Origin of the sequence: Aeromicrobium sp. CF4.19 (genome assembly GCF_051262555.1) — a bacterium.
Lineage (GTDB): Bacteria > Actinomycetota > Actinomycetes > Propionibacteriales > Nocardioidaceae > Aeromicrobium.
Genome location: NZ_JBIMEU010000003.1, coordinates 399,542 through 415,076, shown reverse-complemented (window position 1 = coordinate 415,076; position 15,535 = coordinate 399,542). Strand labels below are relative to the sequence as shown.

The 15,535-nt window shown below is 70.5% G+C and carries 11 protein-coding genes and 1 tRNA gene; 6 read left to right on the top strand and 6 right to left on the bottom strand.

Features of this window, described 5'->3' with window-relative positions:
• The first annotated feature begins 124 nt into the window (after positions 1-124).
• Complete coding sequence (gene ppc, locus ACHAAC_RS09690) at positions 125-2,965, top strand: phosphoenolpyruvate carboxylase (RefSeq protein ID WP_435715922.1); 2,841 nt, start codon at positions 125-127, stop codon at positions 2,963-2,965.
• A gap of 65 nt (positions 2,966-3,030) precedes the next feature.
• Here the strand turns inward: ppc and ACHAAC_RS09685 are convergent, their stop codons facing one another.
• From ACHAAC_RS09685 to ACHAAC_RS09675, 3 genes are all read right to left on the bottom strand, one after another.
• A complete protein-coding gene (locus ACHAAC_RS09685; protein WP_435715921.1) occupies positions 3,031-4,392 on the bottom strand; it encodes a DUF222 domain-containing protein in 1,362 nt (453 codons plus the stop codon).
• 152 nt (positions 4,393-4,544) lie between these two features.
• Positions 4,545-5,537, bottom strand: a complete 993-nt coding sequence (locus ACHAAC_RS09680; RefSeq protein WP_435715920.1) for an aldo/keto reductase — start codon at positions 5,535-5,537, stop codon at positions 4,545-4,547.
• Positions 5,538-5,550: 13 nt separating this feature from the next.
• The gene (locus tag ACHAAC_RS09675) at positions 5,551-6,480 is read right to left on the bottom strand and encodes a helix-turn-helix transcriptional regulator (protein ID WP_435715919.1); all 930 of its coding nucleotides are present in this window, start codon (positions 6,478-6,480) and stop codon (positions 5,551-5,553) included.
• A 132-nt stretch (positions 6,481-6,612) separates the two neighbouring features.
• Between ACHAAC_RS09675 and ACHAAC_RS09670 the strand changes: the two genes are divergently transcribed.
• Complete coding sequence (locus ACHAAC_RS09670) at positions 6,613-7,653, top strand: zinc-binding dehydrogenase (protein ID WP_435715918.1); 1,041 nt, start codon at positions 6,613-6,615, stop codon at positions 7,651-7,653.
• 93 nt (positions 7,654-7,746) lie between these two features.
• On the opposite strand, the gene ACHAAC_RS09665 is transcribed toward ACHAAC_RS09670, so the two are convergent.
• Positions 7,747-8,793, bottom strand: coding sequence for an AbrB family transcriptional regulator (locus ACHAAC_RS09665; RefSeq protein WP_435715917.1), 1,047 nt, complete (start codon positions 8,791-8,793; stop codon positions 7,747-7,749).
• Between the two features lie 139 nt (positions 8,794-8,932).
• Complete coding sequence (locus ACHAAC_RS09660; protein WP_435715916.1) at positions 8,933-10,753, bottom strand: phosphoenolpyruvate carboxykinase (GTP); 1,821 nt, start codon at positions 10,751-10,753, stop codon at positions 8,933-8,935.
• 245 nt (positions 10,754-10,998) lie between these two features.
• Here ACHAAC_RS09660 and ACHAAC_RS09655 point away from each other — a divergent pair, with 245 nt between their 5' ends.
• Together ACHAAC_RS09655 and ACHAAC_RS09650 are read left to right on the top strand one after the other, a co-directional pair.
• The gene (locus ACHAAC_RS09655; protein WP_435715915.1) at positions 10,999-11,574 is read left to right on the top strand and encodes an N-acetyltransferase family protein; all 576 of its coding nucleotides are present in this window, start codon (positions 10,999-11,001) and stop codon (positions 11,572-11,574) included.
• A gap of 61 nt (positions 11,575-11,635) precedes the next feature.
• Positions 11,636-11,711 (top strand) — tRNA-Arg (locus ACHAAC_RS09650).
• Between the two features lie 60 nt (positions 11,712-11,771).
• Here ACHAAC_RS09650 and ACHAAC_RS09645 read toward each other — a convergent pair.
• Complete coding sequence (locus ACHAAC_RS09645) at positions 11,772-14,132, bottom strand: fibronectin type III domain-containing protein (RefSeq protein WP_435715914.1); 2,361 nt, start codon at positions 14,130-14,132, stop codon at positions 11,772-11,774.
• A 199-nt stretch (positions 14,133-14,331) separates the two neighbouring features.
• Between ACHAAC_RS09645 and ACHAAC_RS09640 the strand changes: the two genes are divergently transcribed.
• On the top strand, positions 14,332-14,577 hold the full coding sequence (locus ACHAAC_RS09640) for a hypothetical protein (RefSeq protein WP_435715913.1): 246 nt from the start codon (positions 14,332-14,334) through the stop codon (positions 14,575-14,577).
• Positions 14,578-14,805: 228 nt separating this feature from the next.
• Positions 14,806-15,429, top strand: a complete 624-nt coding sequence (locus ACHAAC_RS09635; protein WP_435715912.1) for a hypothetical protein — start codon at positions 14,806-14,808, stop codon at positions 15,427-15,429.
• Positions 15,430-15,535: the final 106 nt, after the last annotated feature.

Here is a 15,535-nt window from a genome sequence, read left to right as displayed (position 1 = left end):
CGTCCGACCGTCCCGCGCCGCGTCGGCAGACCCTGTCGGCCCTGCGCGTCACCTCGAACGTCCCTCTTGGGTTGGCTCGACGCCACGTCACACGTCCGCAACGCGGGCCCGGCAGACTGGCCTCATGCCCTCTCGCCAGCGCACGCCCGAGCAGATCCTCGCCTCCGACCGCCGAGAGCCCGACGCCTCCCTGTTCGCGCAGGGCGTCGCGTCCGATGAGCAGCACACCGCGCTGCGTGCGTCGGTGCGCCAGCTGGGCACGCTGCTGGGCGAGGCACTGCAGCGGCACGAGGGGCCGGACCTGCTCGAGCTGGTCGAGCAGGTGCGCCGGCTGGCCCGCCAGCCCGACGACGCGGAGCTGCACGCCCTCCTGGCCGACGTCGACCCGGACACTGCCGTGGTCCTGGCGCGCGCGTTCGCGGCCTACTTCCAGCTGGCCAACATCGCCGAGCAGCTGCATCGTTGGCGCGAGCTGACCGCCGACGAGGACGGTCCACTCGCTCGGACGATCGGCCGCATCAAGGAGGCGCTGGACGCGGGCGACCTGGACCGCGAGACGCTCGACGGCGTGCTGGAGCGGCTGGAGTACCGGCCGGTCTTCACCGCCCACCCCACCGAGGCCAGCCGGCGCTCGGTGATGCGGCTGCTCCGCAAGGTCGCTGAGACCATCGCTGTGACGCAGGACCCAGGACGGCTCGCCGCCCAGTCCCGCGGCGACGAGCGACGCTTGGCCGAGCTCGTCGACCTGTTGTGGCAGACCGACGAGCTGCGCGTCGTCCGCCCCGAGCCGCAGGACGAGGCCCGCACAGCCGTCTACTACCTGCGCTCCATCGCCTCGGAGGTGGCGCCGGACCTGCTGGAGGAGCTCGACCGCCAGCTGCGGGACATCGGCGTCGAGCTGCCCGCCGCGGCCCGTCCGCTGCGGTTCGGCACCTGGGCCGGGGGCGACCGTGACGGCAACCCCAACGTCACACCCGCGGTCACGCTGGAGATCCAGCAGCTGCAGCACGTCGCCGGACTCGAGCAGCTCATCGACATGGTGGACGAGCTGCTCACCGAGATGACCGCGACGACCCGCGTCGTCACCCCCACGCCGGAGCTGCAGGCCAGCCTGGAGGAGGACGCCGAGGCGCTGCCCATCACGTGGGAGGCCATCCGGCGCCTCAACGCCGAGGAGCCCTACCGGCTCAAGCTCAGCTTCGTCCGCGTGCGGCTGCAGCGCACCCGTGACCGCCTCGTCGCCGACACCCCGCACGAGCCGGGCCGCGACTACGTCGGGTTCGACGAGCTGCTGCGGGACCTCACCCTCGTGCGGGACTCGATGCTCGCCGGCGCCGACGCCACGGGCGAGCTCACCGGCAACGGCGCCGTGCTGCGGCTCATCCGCGCGGCCGTCGCCTTCCGGGCCGGGCTCGCCACGATGGACGTCCGCGAGCACAGCGACAAGCACCACGACGCCCTGGCCGACCTGTACGCGCGCACCGGTGAGCTGGAGACGCCGTACGAGAAGCTCGAGCGCCCCGGGCGGATCGCCCTGCTCTCGCGCGAGATGTCGGCGCGCCGTCCGCTCACCGGCTCCGGCACCGAGCGACTCGGTGAGGCGGCGGACGCATCCCTCGGGCTCATGCGGACGATCCGCCAGGCGCTGGACACCTACGGCCCTGACGTCATCGAGACCTACATCGTGTCGATGACCCACGACGTCGACGACCTCTTCGCCGTCGTCGTCCTGGCCCGGGAGGTCGGGCTCCTCGACGTCAGCGGCGACGACGACCGGGCGTGGGCCCGGCTGGGCTTCGCACCGCTGTTCGAGACCGTCGCAGAGCTGGAGGCCGCCGGCCCGCTGCTGGAGGCGCTGCTGAGCGACCCGACGTACCGTCGCGTCGTCGCGGCCAGGGGCGACGTGCAGGAGATCATGCTCGGCTACTCCGACTCCTCCAAGGACGCCGGGATCGCCGCCTCGCAGTGGCAGATCCACCGGGCGCAGCGCGCCCTGCGCGACATCGCCCGCGAGCACGGCGTGACCCTGCGGCTCTTCCACGGACGCGGCGGCTCGGTGGGCCGCGGTGGTGGACCGACGGCCGAGGCGATCATGTCCCAGCCCTACGGCAGCCTCGACGGACCGATCAAGATCACCGAGCAGGGCGAGGTCATCTCCGACAAGTACGCCCTGCCCGGCCTCGGCCGCCACAACCTGGAGAGCGCCCTGGCGGCCGTGCTCGAGGCGTCCGCGCTGCACCGCACGTCGTTGCTGCCGCAGGACATGCTCGACGGCTGGAACGGCACGATGGACCTCGTCGCCTCCCACGGTCAGACCACCTACCGCGGCCTCGTGCGCGACGACGCCCTGGTGCCGTTCTTCGTCGCGGCGACGCCGGTGGACGAGCTCGGCAAGATGAACATCGGCTCCCGCCCGGCCAAGCGTCCTGGGGGCGCCGGTGGACTCGATGACCTGCGTGCCATCCCGTGGGTCTTCGGCTGGACGCAGTCACGGATGATCCTGCCCGGCTGGTTCGGCGTCGGCTCCGGGCTGGCGGCCGCGCTCGACGACGGCCGCGAGGACCTCCTCAAGGAGATGTACGGGTCCTGGGCGTTCTTCCGCACCTTCCTGTCCAACGTCGAGATGACCTTGGCCAAGACGGACCTGGACATCGCGGCGGAGTACGTCGGGACGCTCGTGCCCGACGACGCGCAGCACCTCTTCGGCCAGATCCGTGAGGAGCACGCCCGCACGGTCGAGCAGGTCCTCCGGGTCACCGGGCAGGGTTCACTGCTGGAGTCGGCGCCGGTGCTGCGGCAGACCCTCACCCTGCGCGACACCTACCTTGCCCCGCTGCACGCCCTGCAGGTCTCGCTCCTGGAGCGCACCCGGGCGACCACGGACGACGAGCCCGACCCCGACCTGCAGCGCGCCCTCCTGCTGACCATCAACGGCATCGCCGCGGGCTTGCGCAACACGGGCTGAGCCATGCACTCGTCCGCCACAGCGCGTCGGGCGACGAGCTCCGGGTAGAGCTCTCCCCGGGCGTGTCAGGTGGTGTCGTGGAAGCGGTCGTGCAGGCGGGGTCGTCGTTCGCGGTCGATCGATGGTGGTGGGACGAGGGCGGCGTGGCCTCGTGGGGTGAAGGTGATGTCCCAGCCGTCGGAGTGGAGTATCCGGTGGTGGTGGGGGCAGAGCATGACCCCGTCGTTCAGGTCGGTGGTCCCTCCGTCGGCCCAGCGTCTGCGGGCGTGGTGGATGACGGTCCAACCCGGTGCCCGGTCGCAGCCGGGGAAGACGCAACCCTTGTCGCGGACCTCGATGGCTCGACGCTGGTGCAGGGTGAAGAGTCTTCGATCGCGGCCGAGATCGAGTGGGAGTGACTCGCCACCGAGCACGGCTGGCAGGAGGCGGTGCTCGCAGGCCATCCGGCGGGCCTGTGCGGCGGAGAGGCGCTCTCCGGTGGACAGCGTCGCGACCTTGAGCCGGTCGAGGAGGGTCTCGTGGTCGAGGTTGATGGTGAGGATGGGGCCGAGGCGGTTTGTCTCGGGCAGCTTCTGGGTGGGCAGGAGCTCGCATAGATAGGTGAATGCCCAGCCCTGGCGGCGCCGGTAGGAGGGTCGTTCGTCCAGCAGCACGTCTCCGGTCCTGCGGGACAGGGTGGTGGGGCTGGTGATCTCGACCTGGGGCGCACACAGCGCATCCATCGCGACGCGGAGCTGTGCAGCCTGGGCCTCCGGGATGGTGAACCCTCCCTTGACCAGGCCATCGACCGCCGGACCGATCCAGAAGTCCGCCGCTGCCCAGGCGCGTCGTTCGCGTTGCTCGACGAGGTCGTTCTCGGCCGCGTCCAACGCCGTATCGTCGTCGGTCTCGGTCAGGAACCCACCGACGATCCGGTCGGCGTGGCGCTCGAAGCGTCTGACGTCCATGGTGGGGGCGTCCTGGACCAGCTGCGTCTCGCAGGCTTCCCGCTGGGTCGCGGTGATGGTCGTGGGGAGCTGACCGAGTGCTCGGCCGATGGACTTGCCCTGCCGGGCCGACAGGCGTCCTTCGGCCATCGCCTCATGCGTCTGGGGGATGGTCTGCACTCGCTTGGACTCACGCACCACCGCGTCCGATCCGCGACGGTCGCCCCCGAAGTCACCCGCCAGCAGTGAGCCGGTCGAGGAGGCTCCCTGCCGCCGTGCCGCGCCGGACGCTTCCACGGCCGCGACCGCCGCGAGCTCGTGGGCCGTCGCCCGGGCCTTCAACCTCGCCAGTGACCCGGCAGCGTCGCGCTGCTCTCGACCGGCCAGGTCCGCGTAGGCCTGGGTCGGCAGTGTGTCGAGCAGGGCATGCACCCGCGCGAGCGTCGCGACCACGTCACCGCCGGTGGTGACGGGCTGCTGCTCCAGCGAGGGTGCTGACATCGGACCCATCTTTTTATCGAGTGGATGTTCCCATCATAGACAACCCCACCGACACCGTCCCCCGCCACGAGACCACCTGTGGACGAGAGCGGAGGGAAGTGAGGCCGTGAACTCTTGCCGCCCGCCCGTCCTCGACGAAGAGTCGCTCGGGTTCAGGTCCGGTCGATCATCGCTTGCATCGCCTCGGGGTAGCGGTCACCGACGACGGCGACGCTGTCGGACGCGGCGGTGAGCTCGGCGGCCTCCTCCTTGGAGAGGTCAAGATCGGCTGCACCGAGGTTCTCGTCCAGGCGCTCGATCCTGCGGGTGCCGGGGATGGGAACGATCCACGGCTGCTGCGCGAGCAGCCAGGCCAGAGCGACCTGGCCGGGGGTGACGCCCTTGCGATCGGCCGTGGCGGTGACGAGGTCCACGAGGTCGAGGTTCGCCGCCAGCGCCTCCGGCGCGAAGCGTGGCATGGTGGCGCGGATGTCGCCCTCGCCGAAGGTCGAGTCCCGCGTCAGCTTCCCGGTCAGCAGGCCGCGGCCAAGCGGGCTGAAGGGCACGAGCCCGATGCCGAGCTCCTCGAGCGTCGGCAGGACGGACTCCTCCGGCTCGCGCCAGAAGAGCGAGTACTCGCTCTGCAGGGCCGTCACCGGCTGCACGGCGTGGGCGCGACGGATCGTGGTGGGTCCGGCCTCGGAGAGCCCGAAGTGGTGGACCTTGCCGGCGTCGATGAGCTCCTTGACCGTGCCGGCGACGTCCTCGATCGGCACGTCCGGGTCGACTCGGTGCTGGTACAGCAGGTCGATCGCCTCGGTCCGCAGGCGACGCAGTGACCCCTCGACCGCCGCTCGGATGTCCTCCGGTCGGCTGGAGATCCCGGTCTGCCGCCCGGCGTCATCGAAGGCGAAACCGAACTTGGTGGCGAGAGCCACCTGGTCACGCAGCGGCTCGAGCGCCTCGCCGACGATCTCCTCGTTGACGAACGGTCCGTAGACCTCGGCGGTGTCGAAGAGCGTGACGCCGTGGGCGACGGCCTCGCGCAGGAAGTCGACCATCGCGGGTCGGTCGGGTGACGGGCCGAAGCCCTGGCTGATGCCCATGCACCCCAGCCCGAGCGATGAGACCTGGAGCCCGGTGGTGCCGAGTGTTCGCATGATCATGATGGTCTCTCCTTCAGTCGAGCTCGGGGGAAGCGGTGTCGAGCCGCTTGGAGTCGGTCTCGGCGTCCTGGCTGGCGGCCCAGCTGGCGAGCATGCGCAGGGCGTCAGCTGTGGGGGTGCCGGCCGGGGCGGTGTAGACGTTGAGGAAGAGCTCTGGCTCCGACGGCAGGCCCATGGCCTCGAAGTCGAGGTCGAGCTGACCGACCACGGGATGGTGCAGGCGCTTGCGGCCACTGCGGTGGAACTTCACGTCCTGCGAGGCCCACCGCTGGCGAAACAGCTCGCTCTGGGTCGAGAGCTCGCCGACGAGGGCGATGAGCTGCCGGTCGTGGGGGGTGCGGCCCGCCTCCAGGCGCAGCATGGCGGCGGCGTCGTTGGCGATCCGGTCGTAGTCGACGAAGAAGTCGCGGGCGGCGGGGTCGAGGTAGACGAAGCGCGTGGTGTTTGCCGGCCGGCGACCGGAGGGACCGGCGACCGGTGACTCCAGGACGGGGGAGTACAGGGCCGCGGCGAGCGGATTCATGGCGACGATGTCGTGGCGGCCGTTGCGCACCCAGGCCGGAGCCTCGGACATCGCGTCGAGCACCTGCTGGACGGCCGGGCGCACGGCCTTGGCCGCCGTTCGGGGCCGGGTCTTGGACGGCCCGGCGGTACGGGCCAGGGCGAAGAGGTGGTCGCGCTCGGCCTCGTCGAGCTGCAGGGCCGTGGCCAAGGAGTCGAGGACGCCGTCGGAGGCGCCGGAGAGGTCTCCGCGTTCCATCCGGACGTAGTAGTCGATCGACATCCCGGCGAGCATCGACACCTCCTCACGTCGCAAGCCCGTGACGCGGCGGTTCCCGCCGTAGGCGGGCAGACCGGCCTGGTCGGGCGTGATGCGGGCACGGCGGGAGGTGAGGAAGTCCTTCACCTGCCTGCGGTGCTCGGCGCGAGCGTCCTGGTCCATGCCTTCACAGTACGAACCCAGTGCTCGACGTGGGAGGCACTGGCATTACCCGGAAGAGCAGACACTCCCACGGGACGCACGGGAGGCGTTCACTGATGATCGACCACCTCCGCTCCTCCGAAAGGACCCCCCATGCGAGCGACCTTCATGCACGGCGCCGGCGACGTCCGCGTCCACGAGATCCCCGACGCCACGCTGCAGGAGTCCACCGACGCGCTGGTGCGCGTCGTCCGATCCTGCGTCTGCGGCTCGGACCTGCACCCGTACCAATCCATGCAGGCCGATGCCGACGGCGTGCCGATGGGCCATGAGTTCATCGGCGTGGTCGAGGACGTCGGCTCCGACGTCTCCTCGCTGGCCAAGGGCGACTTCGTCATCGCCCCCTTCGCCTTCTCCGAGGGCACCTGCCAGTTCTGCCGTGAGGGCCTGCAGACGTCGTGCGAGCACGGCGGATTCTGGGGGACCGGCGGTGTCGGTGGCGCCCAGGCCGAGGCCATCCGCGCCCCGCAGGCCGACGGCACCCTGGTCAAGGTCCCCGGCATCGGCGAGGACTCACCGCTCCTGCCCTCGCTGCTCACCCTGTCCGACGTCTACGGGACCGGCTGGCACGCCGCCCACCAGGCGAAGGTCACCAGGCGCGATACGGTCGCCGTCATCGGAGACGGCGCGGTGGGCCTGCTTGCCGTCCTGTCCGCCAAGCAGCTCGGTGCTGAGCAGATCATCCTGATGGGGCGTCATGAGGCCCGTACCGACCTGGGCCGCGAGTACGGCGCGACCGACGTCGTCGCCGAGCGCGGCGAGGAGGGCATCGCCGCGGTGCGCGAGCTCACCGGCGGCCACGGCGCCACCAAGGTGCTCGAGGCCGTCGGTCACATGCCGGCCTACGAGCAGGCCGTCGGCGTCGTCCGTCCCGGCGGCACCATCAGCCGCGTGGGCGTCCCGCAGTACGAGGACGCGCCCGTCGGCTTCGGCAGCCTCTTCGGTGGCAACGTCACGCTGACCGGCGGCCCCGCCCCGGCGCGCGCCTACATCGAGCATCTCCTGCCGGCCGTCCTGGACGGCTCCGTCGACCCCGGCCGGGTCTTCGACCGCACCGTGGGCCTGGACGAGGTGGCCGAGGGTTACCGCGCGATGGACGACCGCGAGGCCCTGAAGGTCCTGGTCCACTCATGAGCGGATCAGGACCAGGGTGGAGGACCGCGCGACTCACGGCCGACAGACCGGCAGACGCGCGGCACTACCCATCGACGCGATCGGGCTTGATGATCAGCGCCTGCGTCGTCGTCGGACCCACGCCGTGGCGAGGGGGAGCGTGAGGATGATGGCGAGCAGCCGGAGCAGCTGCACGGCGGAGATGAAGGTGAGGTCGCCGCCGGTTCCGGTGGCGGTGGCGAGCACGACGGGCAGGCCGCCCGGTGAGGTGGCGAGGTAGGCGTCGAGCCTGCTCACCCCCGTGGCCTCGGCCAGGGGCAGGGCGAGGGCGGCGCAGAAGACGATCAGCAGCACGATGCTGACGAGCACCGTGACGACGATGCCGCGGAGCAGCGCGAGCGTCTGGCGGGTGAAGCCGATGCCGGCCTGCACGCCGATGACCACGAAGCCGGCAGCCTGCACCAGCGGTGGGACGACGGCCTCGTCGAGCGGTCCGGTGGCACCCACGCCCACGCCCACGACGAGCGCACCGAGCAGCGCCGGCGAGGGGATCCGCAGCAGCTTACCGAGCAACGGCCCGCCGACGCAGACCACGAGGACGAGCGCCACGTCGACCCAGGCCGGCATCGCCAGCAGGGCCGGGGCGGGCTCCGTGCCGGTATCGGTGTCGAAGACCTGGCTCACGACGAGCGGGAGTGTCAGCAGGATGACGAGCACGCGGACGTACTGCACCACGGCGACGATCCGCTGGTCGGCGCCGGCGTCCTGCGCGAGCGCCGTCATCGACGACGCCCCGCCGGCCACGGACGCGAAGGTCGCGGTCGTCGCCGAGACGCCGTCGCGGCGCAGCAGCTGGCCCAGGCCGATCGACGCGACCAGCGTCAGGCCGATGACGGCGATGACGGCCGGCCACGAGGAGCCGAGCGACCCGAGGGCCTCGAGGTCGACCTCGACCGCGACCACCAGGCCGATGACGGCCTGCCCGCTGCGGCCCACCAGCGGGTGCAGCGACGGCGGCCGGGGCAGGGTGAGCGCGACGACAGCAGCGCCCACCAGGCCACCGAACAGCGACGGCGTCGGCGCACCCACGAGGCCGAGCAGGCCGACGGCCACCGCGACGGCGACGGCCAGCAGGACGAGGCGTCCCAGTGCGTCCCTCACCCTCGGCCTCCTGTCCACCACGGCCTGGCGTGCCCCGGTCACCCGACATTCTCGCGGCCGAGCACCGGTGGCCGGGCCCGGGGCCGGAGACGACGACGCCCCCGGACACGAGGTCCGGGGGCGTCGTCGGGCGCTGGGTTCAGGCCTCCAGGCGTGCCTTGAGCCCGTCGAGCTCGGTCCAGAGCACGGCCGGCAGGGTGTCGCCGAACTTCTCGAACCACTCGTTGATCTGCGGGATCTCTTCCTTCCACTCATCCGGGTCGACGGCGAGGGCCGCAGCGAGCTGCTCCTCGGTGACGTCCAGTCCGTCGGTGTCGATGGCGTCAGGGGCAGGCACCAGGCCGATCGCCGTCTCGGCAGCCTCGACCTTGCCCTCGACACGGTCGATGACGTACTTCAGGATCCGGCTGTTCTCACCGAAGCCCGGCCACAGGAAGCCGCCGTCCTCGTCGCGACGGAACCAGTTCACGTAGAAGATCTTCGGGAACTTGGACTCGTCGTTGTTCTTGGCCATGTTGATCCAGTGACTGAAGTAGTCACCGGCGTCGTAGCCGATGAACGGCAGCATCGCCATCGGGTCACGACGCACGACGCCCACGGCGCCGGTGGCCGCGGCCGTCGTCTCCGAGCTGAGCGTGGCACCCATGAAGGTTCCGTGCGTCCAGTCGCGCGCCTCGGTGACCAGCGGGATCGTGGTCTTGCGGCGTCCGCCGAACAGGATCGCGTCGAGCGGGACGCCGTTCGGGTCGTCGTACTCCGGCGCCAGCGTCGGGCACTGCTTGATCGGGGTGCAGAACCGGCTGTTCGGGTGGCTGGACGGCTCGGCGGAGTCCGGCGTCCAGTCGCGACCCTTCCAGTCGGTCAGGTGGGCGGGCGGCTCGTCGGTCATGCCCTCCCACCAGACGTCGCCGTCATCGGTCAGGGCGACGTTCGTGAAGACGCTGTTGCCCTGCTCGATGGTGCGCATGGCGTTGGCGTTGGTGTTCCAGCCGGTGCCCGGCGCGACGCCGAACAGGCCGAACTCGGGGTTGACGGCGTACAGGCGGCCGTCGGCGCCGACGCGGATCCAGGCGATGTCGTCGCCGATCGTCTCGACCTTCCAGCCCGGGACGGTCGGCTCGACCATCGCGAGGTTGGTCTTGCCGCACGCGGACGGGAACCCGGCGGCGATGTACTTGACGACGCCCTCGGGACTCGTGAGCTTGAGGATGAGCATGTGCTCGGCCATCCAGCCCTGGTCGCGGCCCATCGCCGAGGCGATGCGCAGCGAGTAGCACTTCTTGCCGAGCAGGGCGTTGCCGCCGTAGCCGGAGCCGAAGCTCCAGATCATCCGGTCCTCGGGGAAGTGCACGATGTACTTGGTGTCGTTGCACGGCCACGGCACATCGGCCTCGTCCGGCTGCAGCGGCGCGCCGATCGAGTGCAGCGCGGGCACGTAGTCGGCCTGCAGCTCCTCGATCTTGTCGCGCACGGCGTTGCCCACACGGGCCATCACCGTCATCGAGGCGACGACGTAGGGCGAGTCGGTGATCTCGACGCCGAACATCGGGTGCTCGGACTCCAGGTGGCCCATGACGAAGGGGATGACGTACATCGTGCGGCCCTGCATGCAGCCCTCGTACAGGCCCCTCATGAGCGCCTTCATGTCGTCCGGCGCCATCCAGTTGTTCGTGGGGCCGGAGTCGGCCTCGTCCACGCTGCAGATGTAGGTCCGGTCCTCGACGCGGGCGACGTCGGAGGGGTCCGACGCACACCAGAAGGAGTTCGGCTTCTTGGCGTCGTCCAGACGGACGAAGGTGCCGGCCTCGACCAGCTCGTCGGTGAGGGTGGTCCACTCCTGGGGAGTGCCCTCCACCCAGTGGATCCGGCTGGGGGTGGTCAGTGCGGCCACCTCGTCGACCCAGGCCTGGAGGCCGCTGTGGGTCGTGCGGTAGGTCGAGCTGGTCTGGTCAGTGGGCATGTGGCGGTGTCCCTCTCGCGCATCGCGGACCGAGCGCATCGGTTCGCACTTCCGCGACGCCGTGAGGTCGCGGACAGCTGATGGTTGAAAACTGGCAACCGCCCGGCAGAGCCGGGCGGTCCTCCGAGAGTAAGGGCTGAGATGGCGTGGGGGGAGTCCAGGGCGGGTGGGATGAGTCACAGGTGGCCGGGCGCATGGCGCGAGCTCGAGGGGGAAGTGTCGGGGCGAGGTGCCACGCTGGGCCCATGACCTGGGAGACCCACCCCGTGACGCCGGACCGGTTCGAGGACTTCGCCGACGTCGTCAACCCCAACCGGCGCGAGACGCACTGCTGGTGCCTGTCACACCGGTTGACGGCGCCACAGATCACCGAGCTGGGCGAGGGCAGCAGGGAGCAGGCGGCGCGGCGCCTCTGCGAGCGCGAGCACCCGCCGGGCGTCGTCACGTATCGCGACGGCATACCCGTCGGCTGGTGCAGCATCAGCCCACGCTCGGACATCCCGCGGCTCGTCAAGAGCGCGCTCATCCGCCCGGTCGACGACGTCGCGGTCTGGAGCATCATCTGCGTCGTGGTGCGCGGCGGACACCGCAAGCAGGGCGTCACCACCCGGTTGCTCGAGGGAGCGGTGCAGCACGCTGCTGCCCACGGTGCACCCGCGGTGGAGGCCCACCCCGTCGACCCCGACGGCCGCATGGACCTCACGATGGCGTTCGTCGGCACTCGGTCGATGTTCGAGAAGGTCGGCTTCGAGGTGATCGGGCAGACCGATGCCGTCGCGTCGAAGATGCCGCGCCTGGTCATGCGCCGCGTACTGGCCTGATCGCCCCGATTTCACCGCTTCGGAGCCTGCGGGTTAGACTCGTTCCTGCCCTTCGGGGCATGCGCCCGTAGCTCAACGGATAGAGCATCTGACTACGGATCAGAAGGTTGGGGTTTCGAATACCTCCGGGCGCACCACGGAAGGCCGGGTCACAGCGCACGCTGTGACCCGGCCTTCGTCGTCGGACCGGAGCGCCGTCAGGCGGTGCGACGTCGCGCGAGCACGACCGTCACCGCTCCGGCGAGCAGCAGGAGCGCGCCCAGCGAGACGAGCATCTTGGTGATCTGCGCACCGGTCGCCGGGAGCACCCGGTCGACGCCCGCCTGGGTCGCCGACCCCCCGACGCCGTCGACGGCACCGGTCGAGTCCTGCGACGACCCGTCGGTGGGCGAGGCGTCACCCGGGGTGCCCGGATCGGGGTCCGGGTCCTGCGGGGAGCCCGAGTCGTCGTCCGAGCCCTCGACGACCACGACCGTGCGCTCGGCCTCCACCTGGTTGCCCGAGGCGTCGGTCACCGCGTAGGTCAGCGAGTAGGTGCCGGCCGTGCCGGTGTCCACCTCGCCGTCGACGGTCACGTCCTCGGCCGTGAGGGCGGGGTCGCAGGCGTCGTCGATGCCGACGCCCGACATCGGGTCGAAGTCGTCGTTGACCGTGACCTCGTCGCTCTCGGGGAGGGTGAGGGCGGGTGCGCCCTCGTCCTTGAACAGCTCGACCGCGTCGATGACCTCGTCGTTGTCGGTCCGCTGGGACGTGGTGGTGATCGAGCACTGTTCCACCTCGACGCTCGCCACGGTGGGTGTACGGCTCTGGTCGATGACGCTGGCGTAGCTCGCGAGCGGGTTGGCGATCGAGTAGTACTTGCTGCCCGAGGAGGAGTTGGCGGTGATGTACAGCACCTCGCCGTCCTCGGGACGCAGCACCTCCACGCCGTCGTCGTTGGCCTCGGTCTCACCCACGATGGGTGTCGTCCCGTCCATCAGGTGCGACCGCGCATAGCTGTGGTCGTGCCCGGCCAGCACGAGGTCGATGTCCAGGCTGCTGATGATCGGTGCCAGACCCTCGCGCTTGGCCACGCTGCCGCTGATCGAGTGCGGACCCACGCTGAACAGTCCGTGGTGGAAGGTCAGGACCGTCCACGCGGCGTCGTCACCCTCGGCCTCGATCGCCTCCCGCAGGAACCGCTCGTGCGCCGCGAAATCGTTGGAGTTGGAGTTGATGTTCAGGTGCAGCACGCCGTTGTGCTTGAACCAGTAGCTGCCACCTGCGGAGTCAGCCTCCGTGACGTTGGGGAGGTTGAAGTGCTGGCCGAACAGTGGCGAACCGATGTCGTGGTTGCCCAACGTCATGGCGGTGGCCTGGGTCGACATCTGCTCGGGCGCCAGGAAGGTGCGGTACTGCTCGACGCTCCCGGCGTTCTCGACCTGGTCACCGGCCGACAGCACGAACTGGGAGTCGGGGTAGAGCTCGTCGGCAGCCGTCAACGCGGCTGCCCAGCCCTCACCGTCTCGCACCACGTTGCCGGACGAGCCGACCTGCGGGTCACCCATGAGCGTGAACTCGTGCTCGAGGTCGGTGCCGTGCGTGCTGAACGTACGAAGATCCGACCAGCCCGTCTCGCTGCCGACGCGGTACGTGTAGGCGGTCTCGGGCTCCAGGTTGCTGAGGGTGGCGTGGGAGTAGGCGTTGATCCCGTCCAGCGACGGACCGGTCTCGGTGGCCTCGATGGTGGTGGCCGTCTCGGGCAGTCCGCCGTCCACCAGGCCGGCACTGGGGGCGATCTGCACCACCTCTGCCTGACCGGTGTCGCTGAACCACGACAGGTTGCGCTCGGTTTCGTCCGTGCCGACGCCGAGCAGCACCGACGACGGGCCGGACGGGGGCGGCGTCGGCTCGAGCTGCAACGACGGCATGTCGAAGTAGACGTCGGAGCTGGTCTCGCGCCCTTGGTGGATCTCGACCGCAATGACGTTCGACCCCTCGGTCAGGACGTCGGAGGGCACAGCGATCTCCCCCAGGTTGGGCGTGGACTGGTTCGAGCCGCCGTACTGCATGTTCTCGGTGATCGCCTCGTCGTGGAAGCCTGCTACGCGGGTGCCGTTGACGTAGACCGTCGCGGCGTCGTCGTATCGGACCGAGCCGCGCAGGTCCAGGTCCTGGTCCAGGTCCGCGGCGGAGAGCTCGACCTCGGTACGGAAGAAGAAGGCCGGGACGTTCGGGGCACCATCGCCGTCGATGTACTGGTTCAGCAGCACGTCCGGAAGGAAGCCGCCGTTGAGCGGTGCCAGCTCGCCGCGCAGGGCGCCGAAGCTGCCGGTTCCGGTCTGCCAGGCGGCGTCGTCGAAGTCGGTGGTCGTCCAGCTGGTGCGGGCGTCGGTGCCGGCCGCTGGATCGGTGTTGTCATCGAGGTAGCGCCACTCGGTGTCCCCGCTGGAGACGAGCGGGATGGGGTCAGCGGCGTGGGCGGAGGTCGCGGCGACGGCGGTGAGGGCGGCGGTGGCGCTGAAGGCCAGCGCCGTCCCGATCGCTGTGAGCCGACGTCGTCGGGGAATGACGGTCATGTCTTCGCGGTGTCCTTCGTCGATGGAATCAGGGCTCTCGCAGGCTAGGGAGCGTGGATGTTCCGGGGTGACGCGACGATGGCGTGGCGACTGCCTGTCGGTGAACAGTCGGCGCAGGACGGTGCCCGACGCCCGCTCACGAGCGCGCCGTATCGAGCCATGGGTCACGATGCCGCCTGCAGGGTCTAGCGTGGGCGACATGACCTCCGACGGTGACACCAGCAGCGCCGCGACCAACGCCGTGGCCGCCCAGCTGGCCGAGGCCGATGCCGCTGTCCGCGTCGAGGCCGAGGGGATGGACGTGGGCGAGGTCGAGGATCTGGCGCGAGCCACCTTCAGCGTCTTCATGGCGGTCGGTGACCAGGAGTGGCTCCGCTCCTACGCCGAGGACGTGCACGCCGGACGACCGACGACCTTCCGCGAGACCCCGCTCGGCGGTGCCTGAGCCGTTCGGATCCATCGAGCTGAGGTCGGAGATGGTGCTCGACGACCCCGGGTTCGCGCCACGACCCCCGTGATGTTTCGGCGCGGTGCGACCCGGGTACATCACATCCACCAACCGTTTGCACCATCATCCTGACGGCCGACCGCCGTCAGCCCGATCGAGGAGCACATCATGGTCAGGCACTCAGAGAACCCGCGCGATGGAGCACCTGCCGACAGGAGTGAACCGGTGGGCCGCCGGTCAGCTCGAGGTGAGGCCGACGAGGGGGCCAGGGGCCGCGGGCCTGCGCCGCGCGACCACGGCGAGCCGGTCGTCGCCGACGAGGCACGGGCGCGTGAGAAGTTCGGCGGGCTCAACCTGGGCGCCGCCTTCTTCGGCTGGATCGTGGCGATCGGCATGGCGGTCCTCCTGGCCGGCACCGTCGGTGCGGTCCTGGCCGGCGTCGGATCCTCCATCGATGTCACACAGTCCGACGCGGAGCGCGAGGCCGGCACGATCGCCCTCTCCAGCGCGATCGTTCTCCTGGTGATCCTGGCCCTCGCCTACTTCGCGGGCGGCTACGTCGCCGGTCGCATGTCTCGCTTCGACGGGGTGCGACAGGGCGTGGGCGTGTGGATCGTCGGCCTCCTGGTCACGATCCTCGCCGTCGCCCTGGGAGCGATCTTCGGCTCGGACTACAACGTGCTCGAGCGGGTCGACCTGCCGCGGATCCCGGTCTCGACCGATCAGTTGAGCTGGGGAGCCATCATCGCGGCGGTCGTCGTCATCGCGGTGACGCTCCTGTTCGCCATCCTCGGCGGCATCCTCGGCCACCGGTACCACCACCGCGTCGACCGGGCTGCGCGCCACTGACCCACCCTGCCGGTTTCGCTCGGCCGCATTCGAGGTGCGGGACAGGCCGCAACTGGGTAGAACAGGAGCAGCCGCTGGTTCGGCCGCTCGGCTCACGCAGCAGGAG